Consider the following 16,385-nt stretch of genomic DNA (forward strand, 5'->3'; position numbering starts at 1 on the left):
CCGCGCGGCGTGAACTATGCTGCAAAAATGACATTCTGTTGGGCGATTTATCGTGAAGAAGCGGCCTGTTCAGTAAGATATGCCAGATTTTTGCCATCTGAGGAGAGCAATGATGCCTGCGCAATTTTATCAACAACTCCGTCAGCAACTTGATGATGCACGTCAGGAAGGACTGTTTAAACAGGAGCGGATCATCACCTCTGCCCAGCAGACGGAGATCGCAGTGGGCAGCGATCCGGCCGTGATTAACTTCTGCGCCAATAACTATTTAGGTCTGGCGAACCATCCGGCGCTGATTCAGGCGGCGAAAGCGGGGATGGATTCGCATGGTTTTGGCATGGCGTCGGTGCGCTTTATCTGCGGCACCCAGGATAGTCATAAGCAGCTGGAAAAGCGGCTGGCAGACTTTCTGGGCATGGAGGATGCCATTCTTTACTCCTCCTGTTTCGATGCCAACGGTGGCCTGTTTGAAACCCTGCTTGATGCCCAGGATGCAATAATTTCCGACGCGCTGAATCACGCCTCCATTATTGATGGCGTCCGGCTGTGCAAAGCGCAGCGATATCGCTATGCCAATAATGACATGGTGCAGTTGCGCGCCTGTCTGCAGGAAGCGCGCGATAAAGGTGCCCGTCATATTTTGATCGCAACTGATGGCGTCTTCTCTATGGATGGGGTGATTGCGAATTTGCCCGCCATCTGCGATCTGGCAGATGAGTTCTCCGCGCTGGTGATGGTGGATGACTCCCATGCGGTGGGCTTTGTCGGGAATGCCGGACGCGGAACCCATGAATATTGCGACGTCATGGGTCGGGTCGACATCATTACCGGTACGCTGGGTAAAGCGCTGGGCGGCGCGTCCGGAGGCTACACTGCAGCAAAAGCTGAAGTAGTGGAGTGGCTGCGTCAGCGCTCCCGTCCTTATCTGTTCTCCAACTCACTTGCCCCGGCTATTGTAGCTGCCTCGCTGCGGGTGCTGGATCTGCTCAGCGAAGGCGATGGGCTGCGTCAGCGTCTGTGGGATAACGCCCGTTACTTCCGGGAGCAGATGACGGCCGCGGGCTTTACGCTGGCCGGTGCCGACCACGCCATTATTCCGGTGATGCTGGGAGAAGCCAGCGTCGCCCAGCAGTTTGCCCATCTGCTGCAGCAGGAAGGTATCTACGTGACCGGTTTCTTCTATCCTGTGGTACCAAAAGGTCAGGCACGCATTCGCACCCAAATCTCTGCTGCGCACACCCAGCAACAACTGGAGCGTGCGGTGGCGGCCTTTACCCGCATCGGCAAACAACTGGGCGTCATCGCCTGAGGAGTCCGTCATGAAAGCACTCGCCAAACTGAAGAAGGAAGAGGGCATCTGGATGGTGACCGATGCGCCGGTTCCTGAGCCCGGTCATAATGATCTGCTGATTAAAATTCGTAAAACCGCCATCTGCGGCACCGATGTCCATATCTATAACTGGGATGACTGGTCACGCAAAACCATCCCGGTACCGATGATTGTCGGTCATGAATATGTGGGTGAGGTGGTTGCGATAGGACAGGAAGTGAAAGGCTTTACGATTGGCGATCGGGTCTCAGGTGAGGGGCATATCACCTGTGGGCACTGCCGCAACTGCCGCGCTGGACGCACGCATCTATGCCGGAATACGATGGGCGTGGGCGTTAACCGCCAGGGGTGCTTCGCGGAATATCTGGTCATTCCGGCCTTCAATGCGTTCAAAATACCCGACAATATTTCTGATGAGCTGGCGGCAATCTTCGACCCCTTCGGCAACGCCGTACATACCGCACTGTCGTTTGATCTGGTCGGCGAGGATGTGCTGATCTCCGGCGCAGGCCCAATTGGCATTATGGCTGCAGCGGTCTGTCGCCATGTCGGCGCACGTAACGTTGTGATCACGGACATCAATGAGTACCGCCTGGAGCTGGCGCGGAAAATGGGTGTCACGCGTGCGGTCAATGTGGCGAATGAGAACTTGCGGGATGTGATGCATTCACTGGGTATGACGGAAGGGTTTGATGTCGGTCTCGAAATGTCCGGTGCACCGCCTGCGTTTCGTAGCCTGCTGGAGGTGATGAACCACGGCGGGCGCATCGCACTGTTGGGCATTCCGCCGGGTGAAATGGCGATCGACTGGAATCAGGTGATCTTCAAAGGGCTTTTTATCAAGGGAATTTATGGCCGCGAAATGTTTGAAACCTGGTACAAGATGGCAGCACTGATCCAGTCCGGTCTTGATTTAACGCCAGTGATTACCCATCGTTTTGGCATTGACGATTTCCAGCAGGGCTTTGATGAGATGCGTTCAGGACGTTCGGGAAAGGTGATACTGAACTGGAATTAAAACAACGGCCGCCGGGGCGGCCGCCTGATTAGCCTTGCTTTTTCTCTTCATCGGTCAGGTAGCGGACTTTACGCGTATAGTCCTGGCCTTTAAAGTTCAGCGGCTGTTGCGGATCGGTCAGGTATTTTTGCCATTCCGACAACGGGAATCCGCCGTGAGCGCCAACCACTTCAGGTGGGATCACCGCCGACTGTCCGCCAATTTTCTTCGAGACTGGCCAGTTAGCCCATTCCCCCAGATTGACGGTTTTAATATCCAGCATGTCCAGTAACACCGCCAGCGGGAGCTGATCGGTAGGCGGCTGGCTGTCGTTCATTAAATTCCAGGTATCATTAAACAGCGTCAGCCACAGCGGTGAAATACGCTGCCAGACTTCTCGCGTAGCAGCCAGGTAAGCGCCGTTAACGTGGTCTGCCAGGTAGGGACGAATGCTGTGAGTGTAGTAAGCGGGAATTGCCTCTTCAGGTGCTCCGTCCAGCTTGGCAATCATTTTCCCCTGACGGAAGCTGGAGTAGAGATGGCCTGGCTTCATCATGATCGCCGGCATCTTAAGCAGATTGAGGTCGGAATCAATCATCAGAATGCCGTCGCCTTTTGCCTGCAGGGGCGCCTGCAATTTGATCAAACGGCTGCGATAGATCTGCTTGTAGCGATAGCTCTCTTCCCTGTGCGGGACATCCAGCGTCGCCACGCGGGTTTTCACTGGCAGGCTGCCAAAGGCGTGAGTGGGCTGATCGCTGACTATCACAATCTCTTCTGCTTCTGTCGCAAAGCGCGCCGCAAAATCAGCACTGAGCAGGGCTTCTTCAATATAGTCCGCGCCAGTGCAGGGAATCACGACAGACGTGACCGGAACAGTGCCCTGAACCTCCTGATGCGAATAAGGCAGGTTATGGCGCGCTCTGATGTGGCGGTAACGGGGATTTAAAAAATTAAGCATGAGGTTTCTTTTTGACGACGCTTTGCAGAATATTCTCGACGCCGCTGATGTAGTTTTCAATAGCGTACTGTTCACGTACGCGTTTCGCTGCCGCATTGATCAGGCGTTGACGTAAATCCGTATCCTGCCAAAGCGCGGTCAGGTGCTGGGTCAGCTGCACTACGTTGCCATAGTCAAACAGCAGCCCGGTTTCGTCATGACTGATCAATTCGGCAGTGCCGACCACGCGGGATCCTACGACAGCGGTATTCACCAGCATCGCTTCCAGCACGACCCGCGGTAAACCTTCACTGCGCGAGGCAAGAATAAAGGTATCAAAGGCAGTGAGGTAATCGAGCGCATTGTTCTGAAAGCCTGTGAAGACTACGTGATGCTGGATGTTCTCAGCGGTGGCGAGTTGCAGCAGGTGCTGAAGTTCCGGACCCGCCCCGACAATCACCATCCTCCAGTCTGCATCGGGGTTGGCGCGTTTAAAGCGGCCCAGCGCCTGCAGAATGTGGTGATTAGATTTACGTAATATCAGGGAGCCGATCGTGCCAAACACAAAGGTCGACGGAGAGAGTTTAAAACGCTGGCGTACGTCAAGACGGCTGGGCAGAGGCTGGTGGATATCGATAGCATTACTGACGGTAAAACAGCGCTCCGCTTCCACGCCATGGCGGCGTAAGGTGTCACTAACACCCTGTGACACGGCAATGACCGCCTGACAATCCTGATTAACCATGTTAACCAGCCGCGGTTCCAGAACCGGATCGATACGGCAGTGCTGAACCACCGCGACCGGCAGGCTGCGCGCCGCCAGATAACCTTCCACATTGGTGCTGGGCTGGTTATTCATGTAGAGCGTGTCAAATTTCCCCAGTTGCAGCAATGAATTGATTTTGCTGGCATTAGGCATAATGCGCCAGTGTGTATCAACTTTATCAATGGTGCGTTTCCTGAGTTTTTTATTGAAAAACAGCAGCGCCCGTGCGGCTTCTTTTATAAATTTGGCCCAGCGTGGTTGCCTGATTTGCGGAATAAAAAAGACCGGAATAGCCAGCGCATTCAGCGTGGCTTCGATGGTTTCGTCGTTGCCACGGCTGTAGTTGTGATAGAAGCAGCAGGTAATATCGAACTTTTGACGATCGATACGTTTCAACAGCTCCAGCATGCTGTTGGTGCCGCCGCCCCACTCTCTGCCGTTGTCCAGCAGCAGGATTTTTTGTTTATTAATCGTCATCCCTACACTGTTCCCGCAAAGCCCGTTATTGCCCGACCCAGGATTATAGTAATTTCTGTGCATAAATGAACGCTAAGCTCAGCACTTAGCATTCATGGCAAATTCAGAACAGATTTTTCAGCGTCTTAAACAGCGGACTGTTATTCACACTTTCGGCAATGACCGTCAAGGCTCTGGTCGCCGGAACCGGCGTCAGCGGCTGCTTCGGTTTACATATGTCGGCAGGCCGGAAGCGTGGCGTCACCGGTTTTGTCGGTGCCACAGGCGTCCGTGCGTTGTTGTGAAGAGATTCGTTCAATAGCTCGCTGGGGCGAACCAGCGTAATGTCGGCTGGCAGCGTGGGTAACATCTGCTGCAGCACCCGTACGGTGTTAGGGTGAGGATGCCCAATGGCTATGGCGTACCCATCGCGCTGCGCCAGCTTTACCGCCCGACTGAACTGCTGGCGGATGGCGTTGATATCCTGGCTGTCATCAAGGAAGACCCGGCGTTTTAACACTTTGACCTGGGTACCCTGAGCGGCAGGAATAGCCTGACTATTGGCGATGGTCATGCTATCAAGAAAGTAGAGATTATAGTGGTTCAGCGCCTGCATCACCTTCTGCATACCGGGCAGGCTTGAGGTCATCCTGCTGCCCATATGATTGTTCAGACCCACGGCATAAGGCACGTTGTTAACCGCATTGCGCATGATGCGGGCGACCTCTTCGCTGCTCATCTCCGGCGTTAAGGTATCTTTTTCCAGCGGCTGTTTGCTCAGCGGCGCCATGGGCAGATGGATCAACACTTCGTGACCCCCCTGATGCGCTTTAATTGCCATTTCACGGGCATGGGGTGCGTTGGGTAATACCGCTACTGAAATAGCCTGGGGCATCTGCAGGACCTTGTTCTCTTCTGCAGGGCGATAGCCAACATCATCAATGACAATGGACAGTTTGCCCGCCTGCGCAGCGGAGCAGAACAGCAGGGCGCTCATCAGAACGGGGAGTTTTCGACGTTGCAGCAAAACTTATTTTCCTAACCACGGGAGTGGATTGACGGCCTGTCCCTGACGTCGGATTTCAAAATAGAGCGATGGGGTACCGCGGCCACCACTGGTGCCCACCAGTGCAATAGGCTGTCCTGCCTTCACCTGCGTACCCACGCTCACCAGCGCACTTTGGTTGTAGCCATACAGACTCATATCACCTTTACCGTGTTCCAGCACCACCACCAGACCGTAGCCCTGTAACCAGTCGGCCATCAGCACACGGCCATCGGCGATAGCTTTCACCTCGGTACCTTCCCGCGCATCAATTACCAGGCCTTTCCAGCGAAGTTCACCCTGTAGTTGTTCACCAAAGCGATGTTCAATGCGTCCGCGAACCGGCCACAACGCCTGACCGCCCGCACGACCGAGCCCACCAGTACGCGCCACCAGTTCGCGTTCGCTCTGGGTCGGCTGATAGCTGGAGCCTTTGGCTTTCGCCTGCGCCTGACGCTGACGCACTTTTTCAGCCTCACGCGCTTCGCGGGCTGCACGCTCGCGCGCCTCACGTTCCGCCCGGGCGATTTTATCCTGCAGACGGCTTTCATTCTGGCGCATCTCGACCAGATCGGCCTGATCTTTTTCCAGCGCGCTTTCCAGCGACGTCAGGGTTTTTTTACGTGCTTCGCTCGCCTGTTGCAGCTTCTGCTGCTGGCCCTGCTGCTGTGCCAGTAAGTCTTTCTGCTGCTGTTGCTTTTGCTCAAGTGTGACGCGTTGCTGATTTAAGTCCTGACGCGTCTTTTGCAGCGATTCAATGCTTTTCTGGCGGGCAGCATTCATATAACCAAAATAGGCCAGAATACGCTCACTGCGCTGGCTCTCTTCACCGCCCATCAAAAGCTGTACTCCGTTGTGCTTACCCTGACGAAACGCCGCATCAAGCTGCTCGGATAACAGGCTTTCCTGTTGAGTTTGCTGTTTTTCAAGACGGGCGATGGAGGTGGTGAGCTGTTTGATCTCACTATTCAGGGCGCTGAGGCTATTGCGGGTGTCACGCAGCTGACGGCTTGCCTGCGCGATGATTTTTTCCTGGCTTTGCAGCTGATCCAGTAATTTGCTGCGTTGCACCTTCTGCGCTTTGACGCTTTTCTCTTTCTCAGCAATGTTTTGCTGAATGGACTGCAGCTGAGATTTGCTGTCTTCTGCACTTTGGGCTGCGGCAGGCAATAACAGTGCCCCCGCACAAAGCAGGCTAAGGGAGAGGCTGGACAGGTGTATGAACAACGGCAGGTTATCGCCGTTGCGACGGGTCCTTGTGTGCGAAACGGTTGTTTTTCCCTTCATAGGCCAATGATTATTCCACGATGAACCGCCGCTTACCAGTGCTCCCCACTGGCATTTGCTTTTCCAGTTATGTCTACTTTCGCAATGACATACATTAAGCCTTACGCCATTTTTGCTATTCAGCCACTTTTTTTGGAAAATGGCGCACAAATCGATACTCTGGCCGCATAGCATCTGTACATGCGAAGTGGCGCAGGTATACTCAGAACCCTTGTTTTAGCTTATTAGCCCGGTCTGGAGTCGTTACCCCTCATGCAAGAAATTATGCAGTTTGCAAGCAATCACCCCATCCTGAGTCTGGCATGGGTCGTTTTACTCGTTCTGGTGATTGTGACTACCGTTAAAGGAATGTTCTCTAAGGTAAAAACGATCAGCCGCGGTGAAGCAACCCGCCTGATTAACAAAGAGGACGCGGTAGTGGTAGACGTGCGTTCGCGCGACGATTTCCGCAGAGGGCATATTTCAGGCGCTGTAAATGTGGCAGCCGCTGAGATTAAAAAAGGCAACATCGACGAACTGGCAAAGCACAAAGCACAGCCCATAATTGTGGTATGTGCAACCGGACAAAGCGCGGGTGATTCTGCTGCGCACCTGAGCGCTGCAGGCTTTGAGCAGGTTTCAGTGCTGAAAGATGGTATCAGTGGCTGGAGTGGTGAAAATCTGCCATTAGTCCGCGGTAAATAATCATACAGAGGTGTTGATCATGGCAAATGTTGAAATGTATACCAAGGCCACCTGTCCTTACTGCCATCGGGCGAAGGCGCTGTTAACGCAAAAAGGCGTATCGTTTCAGGAGATCCCTATTGATGGGGACATGGCGAAACGCGAAGAGATGATCAAGCGTAGCGGCCGTACCACCGTGCCTCAGATTTTTATTGATGCGCAGCACATTGGCGGCTGCGATGACTTATTCGCACTCGATAATCGCGAAGGTTTAGATCCCTTACTGCAGGCGTAATTTTACGCCGGACAATCTCATACATAGGATTTGGTCACATGTCAGAACATAACTCGAACGAAATGCAATTCCAGATTCAGCGCGTCTTCACCAAAGACATCTCTTTTGAAGCGCCTAATGCCCCGCAGGTTTTCCAGAAAGAGTGGGAACCGGACGTTAAACTGGATCTGGACACTGCATCTTCTCAGCTGGCTGACGAAGTTTACGAAGTGGTACTTCGTGTGACTGTAACCGCGACTGTGGGCGAAGAGACGGCTTTCCTGTGTGAAGTTCAGCAGGCCGGTATCTTCACCATCAGCGGTATCGAAGGAACGCAGATGGCACATTGCCTGGGTGCATACTGCCCGAACATTCTGTTCCCGTACGCTCGCGAATGCATTACCAGCCTGGTATCCCGTGGTACCTTCCCGCAGCTGAACCTGGCACCGGTTAACTTTGATGCGCTGTTCATGAACTATCTGCAGCAGCAGCAAGGTGAAGAAGGTGCTGAACCACATCAGGATGCCTGATGGAAACTCACGCTTCGATTAGCGTCATCGGTGCCGGTTCTTACGGCACCGCTTTGGCGATTACGCTGGCCCGTAACGGCCATCCGGTGCTGTTGTGGGGACATAACCCGACGCATCTGGCTCAACTTCAGAATGACCGCTGTAACACCGCTTTCCTGCCCGATGTGCCGTTTCCCGACAATCTTTCCCTTGAATCTGATCTGACCAAAGCTATTGCTGCCAGCCGCGACTTATTGATCGTGGTGCCGAGTCATGTCTTTGGCGATGTGCTGCAGCAGATCAAGCCTCATCTGCGACCAGACTCACGCATTGTCTGGGCGACTAAAGGGCTGGAAAAAGAGACGGGTCGTCTGCTGCAGGATGTGGCGCGTGAAATTGTCGGCGATACTATTCCGCTGGCCGTCATCTCCGGACCCACTTTTGCGAAAGAACTGGCAGCCGGATTACCGACCGCCATCGCGCTGGCCGCAACGGATGCGCAGTTTGCTGACGACCTGCAGCAGAAACTGCACTGCGGTAAGAGCTTCCGTGTTTATAACAACCCTGACTTTATTGGCGTCCAGCTCGGCGGCGCAGTAAAAAACGTGATTGCTATCGGAGCCGGAATCTCCGACGGAATTGGTTTTGGCGCGAATGCGCGTACCGCACTGATCACCCGCGGTCTGACTGAAATGAGCCGGTTAGGTGCAGCGCTGGGTGCCGATCCCACGACGTTTATGGGCATGGCCGGTCTGGGCGATCTGGTACTGACCTGTACTGATAATCAGTCGCGTAACCGCCGTTTTGGCATGATGCTGGGCCAGGGCGAGGATGTAGATAGCGCACAACGCATTATCGGACAAGTTGTAGAAGGCTATAGAAACACCAAAGAAGTCAAGGCATTGGCTGCGCGGCTGGGTGTGGAAATGCCGATTACCGAGCAGATTTATCAGGTGCTGTATTGCGAAAAACCGGCGAGAGATGCAGCATTGAGCTTGCTGGGACGCACAAGGAAGGACGAAAACAGCACTGGCTAACGCAGGACGCGTAGCATCATTACCTGCAGCGCCCATTCAGGCGCTTTTTTTATCGGGAGAAAGCAGCAATGTCGTCTGATGAGTTAGAACTGGTCTGGAACAATATCAAAGCAGAAGCGCGTGCCCTGGCTGATTGTGAGCCGATGCTTGCCAGCTTCTTCCACGCGACATTGCTAAAACATGAAAATCTCGGTAGCGCACTGAGTTATATGCTGGCCAACAAGCTGGCTAACCCGATTATGCCCGCCATCGCCATTCGTGAAATCGTTGAAGAAGCCTATCGTGAAGATCCGTCGATGATTATGTCAGCGGCTTACGATATTCAGGCTGTGCGTCAGCGCGACCCGGCAGTGGATAAATACTCTACGCCGCTGCTCTACCTTAAAGGTTTTCACGCCTTACAGGCCTACCGCATTGGCCACTGGCTGTGGAATGAAGGCCGACGCGCACTGGCGGTTTACCTGCAGAACGAAATCTCTGTCTCCTTTGCCGTCGATATTCACCCCGCCGCCCATATTGGCCACGGCATTATGCTCGACCATGCCACAGGCATAGTGATTGGTGAAACCGCCGTGGTGGAAAATGATGTTTCGATTCTGCAATCGGTGACGCTGGGCGGTACCGGCAAAACCAGTGGAGACCGTCATCCGAAAATCCGTGAAGGGGTGATGATTGGTGCCGGCGCGAAAGTCCTTGGCAATATTGAAGTCGGCAAGGGAGCAAAAATCGGTGCCGGTTCCGTGGTGTTACAGCCCGTGCCGCCGCACACCACTGCCGCAGGCGTTCCCGCGCGTATCGTCGGTAAGCCAGGCAGTGAGAAGCCGTCGATGGATATGGATCAGCACTTCAATGGCAGCCTGGCCGGTTTTCAGTTTGGCGACGGCATCTAGTCTTTGATCAGCGCGCCCGCGTAATCAAGCTGGCGCCACGCTTCATAAACCACAACCGATACAGCATTCGACAAATTCATACTCCGGCTTTCTGCTCTCATCGGGATGCGGATTTTTTGCTGCGCCGGTAACGCGGCCAGGATCTCGGCAGGCAATCCGCGGCTCTCCGGCCCAAACAGCAGATAATCGCCCGCCTGATAGGCGACGGCGCTGTGTGCAGGCGTCCCTTTGGTCGTCAGTGCAAACAGACGCTCAGGCGACTCAGTGGCGATAAACGCCTGATAGTCAGCATGGAATTTGATGGCGGTGAATTCGTGATAATCCAGCCCGGCGCGACGTAAGCGCTTGTCATCCCAGGCAAAGCCGAGCGGCTGAATCAAATGAAGCTGGAAGCCCGTATTGGCGCAAAGGCGGATGATATTGCCGGTATTCGGCGGAATTTCTGGTTCAAACAAGACAATGTTAAGCATAAGGCCCCCGATGACAGGGGCCGAAGCATAGCAAATTATTGACGGCCGGAGGAGTAGAGCGGCAACCAGAGGGTCAGACGCAAACCGCCTAATGGACTGTCATCGGCTTTAACCCAGCCGCGATGTTGCTGCACGGCCGTTTCGACAATTGCCAGGCCAAGACCGGTGCCGCCTGATTCGCGATCGCGCGCTTCATCGGTTCGATAGAAAGGACGGAAAATCTGTTCACGATCTTCCGGACTCACGCCAGGACCATCATCATCGACGTGGACCGTGATACCGGAAATATCAACGGAGAAGCTGACGCTGATGTGCGTGTGTGAATAGCGCAGCGCATTGCGCACAATATTTTCCAGCGCACTCTCCAGCGCATGAGGGTTCCCATAAAGCGGCCACGGGCCTGGCGGATAGGGGATATCCATCTTCTTGCCCATCTGCTCAGCTTCGAAACGGGCATCTTCCAGCACCCCATTCCACAATTGATTTGCCTTCATTGCTTCGCTGACCAGCGCATTTTTATGCTGGGTGCGGGAGAGCACCAACAGATCGTTAATCATGCCATCGAGACGCTGTGCTTCCATCTCAATGCGGCCCAGCTCTTTACCTTCACCCTGACGCCGACGCAGCAGGGCGGTAGCCAGTTGCAGGCGGGTCAGTGGGGTGCGAAGTTCATGACTGATATCCGATAACAGACGTTGCTGACCGGTCATCATCCGTTCCAGCGCACTGACCATCTGGTTAAAGCTGGAACCCGCAGCCAGAAACTCCTGCGGACCCGACTCCAGTTCCGGATGCTGACGTAGATTCCCGCTTGCGACTTCGTCAGCAGCATATTTCAGCTTACGTGCCGGACGTGCCAGGCTCCAGGCCAGCCACAGCAGCAGCGGTGAGCTGATGAGCATGGTGACGATAAGCAGCAGCAACGGACGGTCAAACAGCAGATTGACGAAGTCGAGCTGAGAGCTATTGGCGGGACGGATCATGTAAAGCTGGTAGTTATCTTCGCCATCGCGAACGGCAAAAGGCCCTACCAGCTCAACGCGACCATATTTCTTCTTCTGAGGATGATCGGCATTGTCAGACTGGCCGATAAAATTGCGGATAACCTGCATTTCATTATGTTGCGCGCCAATCACCCGACCTTCACTGGTTACTAACAGCAGCCGCTGACCCGGCGGTGCCCATTTTTCCACGGCACGAAACAGACGACGCCACCACATCAGATCGTTAGGGGGATCCTGTGACAGCTCTGCTTCAACGTGTTGCTCAATCATGATGCCCTGCCGCTGTTCACTTTCCAGCAGCGAGGTCATCTGTCGTGAATCGAGCTTGGGAACCATCAACACCAGCATCAACACCAGCGCCAGCGTCAACCAGAAGATGGCGAAGATACGGGTGGTCAGACTTCCAATCATGATGCGGAAACCATCAGGTAGCCACGGCCACGTAAGGTTTTAAACCAGGGATGACCATCACGGCGCTCAGGCAGCTTGCGACGCAGATTCGAGATATGCATATCAATGGCACGGTCAAAAGGCGTCAGGCGTTTGCCCAGCACTTCCTGGCTCAGATGTTCACGCGACACGACCTGGCCCAGGTGCTGCGCCAGCAGATAGAGCAGGGTGAATTCTGTGCCGGTCAAATCCAGCGTAACGTCATCAAAACTGGCCTCCTGACGGCCGGGATTGAGTCTCAGACAGTCCACTTCCAGTGTGGGCGAGCTGTTGTCGTGTTGCTGCTGTTCACTCCAGTTAGAACGCCGCAAAATAGCGCGGATACGCGCCACCAGCTCGCGATCGTTAAACGGCTTAGGCAGATAGTCATCTGCGCCCAGTTCGAGGCCCAGAACACGATCCAGCTCGCTGCCGCGCGCCGTTAGCATGATGACGGGGGTTTGATGTTGCTGACGCAGTTCTTTCAGAGTGTCGATACCGTTTTTCTTCGGCATCATGACATCCAGTAAAAGCAAATCAATCGAGTTATCGATCAGGTTCAGCGCTTGTTCACCATCACTGGCGACGACCACTTCAAACCCTTCCATTTCTAACAGTTCTTTCAAAAGCGAAGTTAATTCGCGGTCGTCATCTACCAACAGGATTTTATTCATTTTTGTAGCCCTCCGCAGGCAAAATACCGTGTTCCTGGCGCACCTATCCATCGCTTTACGTAGTTTTACACCCCCTGACGGATGTTTGCAGCTGTCGCCGTACACTGGCTCTCGTTGAATCGCAAAACGGAACGAACTGGAGTATACGATGCGCAAATTAACCGCCGTCGTCCTTGCCTCAGCGATGGCTCTGAGTGTCGCCAGCGCAGATGCTAAAGATGCGACGACGATTGACGAGATGCATCATGGCGGATTGCCGACAGGCAGTATGACGCAAAATCCGCAAAGCCACATGTTCGACGGCATCGAGCTGACTGAAGAACAGCGTCAGCAGATGCGAGACCTTATGCAACAGGCAAGACATGATCGCCCGGTCGTTCATATTGACGATATCGCTGCATTACACGAATTAGTGACTGCAGACCAGTTTAACGAAGCGGCCATTCGCCAAAAAGCGGAAGTCATCGCCAGAGTTCAGGTTGAACAACAGGTCGAGATGGCGCGCGTACAGAATCAAATGTTTCAACTGCTAACGCCGGCCCAGCAGTCCGCGTTACAGAAAAATTACCAGCGGCGACTTAACGAGCTGCGACAGTTTTCGAATTTGCAGTCAGCTTCATCGCTGCAGGCAGTGAGTAGTACCAGCAGTAACCAGTAATATAGTATCCCTGTTTTCCTTGCCATAGACACATCCCTGTCTTCCCCCACCATGATGGTGGGGTTTTTTTTTATCTTTTTTTCACTTTTTTTATTTTGACAGGAATCATCACCGCACAACAAAACCCCCGTTTTATTAGCGCTTGTCGGGAATTTGTTGGGAAGAATCGCTGATTTCTTAATATCTGGAACACGCTGTAAATTTAAGCGAGCCGGTGAGCATTTTTTCATCATGAAAATATCATAACTTACTGAAACTAAATGAATTGCAGACAACTCATTAACATTTTAATCATATTTTTCAGTGAGATACATTCCCCGCGTTACGCTTGCTGGTTCAGTCACACCTTCTACACTAAATCTTGTCACTGCAGGGAAGTTAAGTGTCTTTGCGAAGTCTCAGGGAGCAACAACCACATTATGTAGTCCTGATAAATCTATTAACGGAGTAAGTTATGGCAGAGCATCGTGGTGGTTCAGGTAATTTCGCAGATAATCCGCAAAAAGCGTCTGAAGCTGGCAAAAAAGGCGGACAGAACAGCGGCGGCGGAAATTTCAAAAACGATCGTGAAAAAGCATCTGAAGCCGGGAAAAAAGGCGGCAAAAAGTAGTCGCCGACACGTTCCTGGAATTAGCCCGCGGCTGAAAGTAGCCAGGCAATGATGTGTATAACACTTCGCCCCGTCCTTCCCAGGCCGGGGCTTGTTTTTTGTACCTGCTTATTCCTGTCGCGATTTCAAAACAGCCTTCTTCATCGAATGACCTCCTAAGCACAGCCCGCCTCCCGGTGTTAAACTTCAGCCATTCATCTATTTAAGTGTGCATCTTCACTGATGCTGCATAGGGAATCTGGCATGCAACACTCTTATGGCCGACTGGTAAAGCGTGCTGCGCTCGCGGCCACCATTCTTGCGTCTGTGCTGTTACTCGTGAAAATTTTTGCCTGGTGGTACACCGGTTCAGTGAGTTTGCTGGCTTCACTGGTGGACTCGCTGGTGGATATCGCTGCATCGCTAACCAACCTGCTGGTGGTGCGCTATGCGCTGCAGCCTGCTGATGAAAATCACACGTTCGGGCACGGCAAAGCGGAGTCGCTGGCGGCGCTGGCACAAAGTATGTTTATCTCCGGCTCGGCACTGTTTCTGTTTCTGACCGGCCTGCAGCATCTTGCCTCCCCCAGCGAGATGCGGGCGCCGGGTGTTGGTATTGTAGTAACCATTGTGGCACTGAGCTCAACGCTGGTACTGGTTGCCTTTCAGCGCTGGGTAGTGCGTAAAACCCGCAGTCAGGCCATTCGGGCTGACATGCTGCACTATCAATCCGACGTCATCATGAATGGCGCCATACTGATTGCGCTGGTGCTGAGCAGCTATGGCGTTGTACGGGCGGATGCCCTGTTTGCGCTGGGGATTGGTGTTTTCATTCTTTATAGCGCATTGCGGATGGGCTACGAAGCCGTACAGTCATTGCTGGATCGCGCATTGCCGGAAAATGAACGGCAGCAAATCCTGACGCTTGCGACAAACTGGCCGCAGGTGCAGGGCGTACATGATCTGCGAACCCGGCAGTCCGGCCCGACCAAATTTATTCAGCTTCATCTGGAACTGGAAGATCAGCTGCCACTGGTTCAGGCGCATCGGGTTGCCGACCAGGTTGAGAAAGCATTACGCAAAGAATTTCCCGGGTCTGACGTAATTATCCATCAGGATCCCTGTTCTGTGGTACCGTCTGAGACCAGGGACTCTTTAGGTTTTTAACGTAAATGAATCAAATCGATACGGAAGGGATGACGTAGCGCTAACTTTGCTGCAAAAAATAGTGAAAAGTTGTCTGACCTGAATCAATTCAGCAGCAAGCCTTTGATATACTATCTGCCATCACATGTCGCGCTAATCGTGAAATGATCTTCTGCAGCGATCGACAGGCAGGATTAACCCTTAGTTTTGAACAATCCAGAGGTTGTCATGATCAAAAAAATTGGTGTATTAACCAGCGGCGGTGACGCCCCAGGCATGAACGCAGCTATTCGTGGAGTGGTACGTTCCGCGCTGAGTGAAGGACTGGAAGTTTTTGGGATCTATGATGGCTATCTGGGATTGTACGAAGATCGCATGATCAATCTTGATCGCTACAGCGTCTCCGACATGATTAACCGCGGTGGCACTTTCCTGGGCTCAGCGCGTTTCCCCGAGTTCCGTAATGAAGATGTGCGCCAGGTTGCCATTGAGAACATGAAAAAGCGCGGCATCGATGCACTGGTGGTGATTGGTGGTGACGGATCTTACATGGGTGCTAAGCGCCTGACTGAAATGGGCTTCCCCTGCATTGGTTTGCCAGGCACCATCGATAACGATGTGGCCGGAACGGATTACACCATCGGTTATTTCACTGCACTGGAAACCGTGGTTGAAGCGATTGACCGTCTGCGCGACACCTCTTCCTCGCATCAGCGTATCTCGATTGTTGAAGTGATGGGCCGCTACTGTGGCGATCTGACCCTGGCGGCGGCGATTGCCGGTGGCTGCGAGTTCATCGTCCTGCCAGAATTCCCGTACACCCGCGAAGAGCTGGTAGCGGAAATCAAAGCAGGCATCGCCAAAGGTAAAAAGCACGCTATCGTGGCGATTACTGAGCACATCTGCGATATCGACGACCTGGCGCGTTTCATTGAAACAGAAACCAAACGTGAAACCCGTTCGACCGTACTGGGTCATATTCAGCGTGGCGGTGCACCTTGTGCTTATGACCGTATACTGGCGTCACGCATGGGCGCTTACTCCATTGAACTGCTGATGCAGGGTTACGGTGGCCGTTGCGTGGGTATTCAGAATGAGAAGATGGTGCATCACGACATCGTCGACGCGATTGAAAACATGAAGCGTCCGTTCAAGCGCGACTGGCTCGACACGGCGAAAAAGCTCTACTGATTCTTCTGCGGGGGTGTGCTGCACAGCATG

At 53.4% G+C, this 16,385-nt stretch carries 18 protein-coding genes; 11 read left to right on the plus strand and 7 right to left on the minus strand.

All coding sequences use genetic code 11. The features are described from left to right. Nucleotides 1–112: 112 nt before the first annotated feature. Together IAI47_RS00695 and tdh are read left to right on the plus strand one after the other, a co-directional pair. A complete protein-coding gene (locus tag IAI47_RS00695) occupies nucleotides 113–1,309 on the plus strand; it encodes a glycine C-acetyltransferase (protein ID WP_008926948.1) in 1,197 nt (398 codons plus the stop codon). 10 nt (nucleotides 1,310–1,319) lie between these two features. Beyond that, nucleotides 1,320–2,348: an L-threonine 3-dehydrogenase gene (gene tdh, locus IAI47_RS00700; protein ID WP_008926947.1), complete on the plus strand. Its 1,029-nt coding sequence runs from the start codon at nucleotides 1,320–1,322 to the stop codon at nucleotides 2,346–2,348. Nucleotides 2,349–2,376: 28 nt separating this feature from the next. On the opposite strand, the gene IAI47_RS00705 is transcribed toward tdh, so the two are convergent. From IAI47_RS00705 to envC, 4 genes are all read right to left on the minus strand, one after another. Then, entirely contained in the window at nucleotides 2,377–3,288 is a 912-nt protein-coding gene (locus tag IAI47_RS00705) for a hypothetical protein (RefSeq protein ID WP_008926946.1), read from the minus strand. Continuing rightward, a complete protein-coding gene (locus tag IAI47_RS00710) occupies nucleotides 3,281–4,510 on the minus strand; it encodes a glycosyltransferase (protein ID WP_008926945.1) in 1,230 nt (409 codons plus the stop codon). The genes IAI47_RS00705 and IAI47_RS00710 overlap by 8 nt, the downstream gene beginning before the upstream one ends. Before the next feature lie 103 nt (nucleotides 4,511–4,613). Then, a complete protein-coding gene (locus IAI47_RS00715) occupies nucleotides 4,614–5,516 on the minus strand; it encodes a divergent polysaccharide deacetylase family protein (RefSeq protein ID WP_008926944.1) in 903 nt (300 codons plus the stop codon). Between the two features lie 3 nt (nucleotides 5,517–5,519). Beyond that, a complete protein-coding gene (envC, locus tag IAI47_RS00720) occupies nucleotides 5,520–6,821 on the minus strand; it encodes a murein hydrolase activator EnvC (protein ID WP_003851287.1) in 1,302 nt (433 codons plus the stop codon). Between the two features lie 252 nt (nucleotides 6,822–7,073). On the opposite strand from envC, the gene IAI47_RS00725 reads away from it, so the two are divergent. From IAI47_RS00725 to cysE, 5 genes are all read left to right on the plus strand, one after another. Then, complete coding sequence (locus tag IAI47_RS00725; RefSeq protein ID WP_003851285.1) at nucleotides 7,074–7,505, plus strand: rhodanese-like domain-containing protein; 432 nt, start codon at nucleotides 7,074–7,076, stop codon at nucleotides 7,503–7,505. A 19-nt stretch (nucleotides 7,506–7,524) separates the two neighbouring features. Beyond that, complete coding sequence (gene grxC / locus IAI47_RS00730; protein WP_008926942.1) at nucleotides 7,525–7,779, plus strand: glutaredoxin 3; 255 nt, start codon at nucleotides 7,525–7,527, stop codon at nucleotides 7,777–7,779. Between the two features lie 38 nt (nucleotides 7,780–7,817). Beyond that, nucleotides 7,818–8,288, plus strand: a complete 471-nt coding sequence (gene secB, locus IAI47_RS00735) for a protein-export chaperone SecB (RefSeq protein ID WP_003851281.1) — start codon at nucleotides 7,818–7,820, stop codon at nucleotides 8,286–8,288. Beyond that, nucleotides 8,288–9,304 carry an NAD(P)H-dependent glycerol-3-phosphate dehydrogenase gene (gene gpsA / locus IAI47_RS00740; RefSeq protein ID WP_003851280.1) on the plus strand — a complete coding sequence of 339 codons (1,017 nt, stop codon included), beginning with the start codon at nucleotides 8,288–8,290 and terminating at the stop codon, nucleotides 9,302–9,304. Before secB ends, gpsA begins: the two co-directional genes overlap by 1 nt. A gap of 68 nt (nucleotides 9,305–9,372) precedes the next feature. Further along, nucleotides 9,373–10,194, plus strand: a complete 822-nt coding sequence (gene cysE / locus IAI47_RS00745) for a serine O-acetyltransferase (RefSeq protein ID WP_003851279.1) — start codon at nucleotides 9,373–9,375, stop codon at nucleotides 10,192–10,194. On the opposite strand, the gene trmL is transcribed toward cysE, so the two are convergent. Genes trmL through cpxR form a run of 3 tightly spaced genes read right to left on the minus strand, consistent with a single transcriptional unit; the run spans nucleotide 10,191 to nucleotide 12,771 of the window. Next, nucleotides 10,191–10,664 carry a tRNA (uridine(34)/cytosine(34)/5-carboxymethylaminomethyluridine(34)-2'-O)-methyltransferase TrmL gene (trmL, locus tag IAI47_RS00750; protein WP_003851277.1) on the minus strand — a complete coding sequence of 158 codons (474 nt, stop codon included), beginning with the start codon at nucleotides 10,662–10,664 and terminating at the stop codon, nucleotides 10,191–10,193. The two genes, cysE and trmL, sit on opposite strands and share 4 nt — an antisense overlap. 35 nt (nucleotides 10,665–10,699) lie before the next feature. Beyond that, complete coding sequence (cpxA, locus tag IAI47_RS00755) at nucleotides 10,700–12,079, minus strand: envelope stress sensor histidine kinase CpxA (RefSeq protein WP_003851276.1); 1,380 nt, start codon at nucleotides 12,077–12,079, stop codon at nucleotides 10,700–10,702. Then, nucleotides 12,076–12,771 (minus strand): envelope stress response regulator transcription factor CpxR, encoded by a 696-nt coding sequence (gene cpxR, locus IAI47_RS00760; protein ID WP_003851274.1) that lies wholly within the window; start codon nucleotides 12,769–12,771, stop codon nucleotides 12,076–12,078. The genes cpxA and cpxR overlap by 4 nt, the downstream gene beginning before the upstream one ends. Before the next feature lie 148 nt (nucleotides 12,772–12,919). On the opposite strand from cpxR, the gene cpxP reads away from it, so the two are divergent. From cpxP to pfkA, 4 genes are all read left to right on the plus strand, one after another. Then, the gene (gene cpxP, locus IAI47_RS00765) at nucleotides 12,920–13,429 is read left to right on the plus strand and encodes a cell-envelope stress modulator CpxP (protein ID WP_003851271.1); all 510 of its coding nucleotides are present in this window, start codon (nucleotides 12,920–12,922) and stop codon (nucleotides 13,427–13,429) included. A 454-nt stretch (nucleotides 13,430–13,883) separates the two neighbouring features. Continuing rightward, the gene (locus tag IAI47_RS00770) at nucleotides 13,884–14,039 is read left to right on the plus strand and encodes a general stress protein (protein ID WP_003851267.1); all 156 of its coding nucleotides are present in this window, start codon (nucleotides 13,884–13,886) and stop codon (nucleotides 14,037–14,039) included. 243 nt (nucleotides 14,040–14,282) lie between these two features. Beyond that, complete coding sequence (fieF, locus tag IAI47_RS00775; RefSeq protein WP_003851265.1) at nucleotides 14,283–15,185, plus strand: CDF family cation-efflux transporter FieF; 903 nt, start codon at nucleotides 14,283–14,285, stop codon at nucleotides 15,183–15,185. Between the two features lie 207 nt (nucleotides 15,186–15,392). Next, nucleotides 15,393–16,355: a 6-phosphofructokinase gene (gene pfkA / locus IAI47_RS00780; RefSeq protein ID WP_003851263.1), complete on the plus strand. Its 963-nt coding sequence runs from the start codon at nucleotides 15,393–15,395 to the stop codon at nucleotides 16,353–16,355. Nucleotides 16,356–16,385 lie beyond the last annotated feature (30 nt).

It is taken from the genome of Pantoea sp. MT58 (assembly GCF_014495885.1).
In the GTDB taxonomy this organism is placed as follows: domain Bacteria; phylum Pseudomonadota; class Gammaproteobacteria; order Enterobacterales; family Enterobacteriaceae; genus Pantoea; species Pantoea eucalypti.

Bases quoted from the DNA above. Each gene is read 5' to 3' on its own strand.
- IAI47_RS00695 (WP_008926948.1), top strand. From the start codon at position 113: ATGCCTGCGCAATTTTATCAACAACTCCGTCAGCAACTTGATGATGCA.
- tdh (WP_008926947.1), top strand. From the start codon at position 1,320: ATGAAAGCACTCGCCAAACTGAAGAAGGAAGAGGGCATCTGGATGGTG.
- IAI47_RS00705 (WP_008926946.1), bottom strand. From the start codon at position 3,288: ATGCTTAATTTTTTAAATCCCCGTTACCGCCACATCAGAGCGCGCCAT.
- IAI47_RS00710 (WP_008926945.1), bottom strand. From the start codon at position 4,510: ATGACGATTAATAAACAAAAAATCCTGCTGCTGGACAACGGCAGAGAG.
- envC (WP_003851287.1), bottom strand. From the start codon at position 6,821: ATGAAGGGAAAAACAACCGTTTCGCACACAAGGACCCGTCGCAACGGC.
- IAI47_RS00725 (WP_003851285.1), top strand. From the start codon at position 7,074: ATGCAAGAAATTATGCAGTTTGCAAGCAATCACCCCATCCTGAGTCTG.
- grxC (WP_008926942.1), top strand. From the start codon at position 7,525: ATGGCAAATGTTGAAATGTATACCAAGGCCACCTGTCCTTACTGCCAT.
- secB (WP_003851281.1), top strand. From the start codon at position 7,818: ATGTCAGAACATAACTCGAACGAAATGCAATTCCAGATTCAGCGCGTC.
- gpsA (WP_003851280.1), top strand. From the start codon at position 8,288: ATGGAAACTCACGCTTCGATTAGCGTCATCGGTGCCGGTTCTTACGGC.
- cysE (WP_003851279.1), top strand. From the start codon at position 9,373: ATGTCGTCTGATGAGTTAGAACTGGTCTGGAACAATATCAAAGCAGAA.
- trmL (WP_003851277.1), bottom strand. From the start codon at position 10,664: ATGCTTAACATTGTCTTGTTTGAACCAGAAATTCCGCCGAATACCGGC.
- cpxA (WP_003851276.1), bottom strand. From the start codon at position 12,079: ATGATTGGAAGTCTGACCACCCGTATCTTCGCCATCTTCTGGTTGACG.
- cpxR (WP_003851274.1), bottom strand. From the start codon at position 12,771: ATGAATAAAATCCTGTTGGTAGATGACGACCGCGAATTAACTTCGCTT.
- cpxP (WP_003851271.1), top strand. From the start codon at position 12,920: ATGCGCAAATTAACCGCCGTCGTCCTTGCCTCAGCGATGGCTCTGAGT.
- IAI47_RS00770 (WP_003851267.1), top strand. From the start codon at position 13,884: ATGGCAGAGCATCGTGGTGGTTCAGGTAATTTCGCAGATAATCCGCAA.
- fieF (WP_003851265.1), top strand. From the start codon at position 14,283: ATGCAACACTCTTATGGCCGACTGGTAAAGCGTGCTGCGCTCGCGGCC.
- pfkA (WP_003851263.1), top strand. From the start codon at position 15,393: ATGATCAAAAAAATTGGTGTATTAACCAGCGGCGGTGACGCCCCAGGC.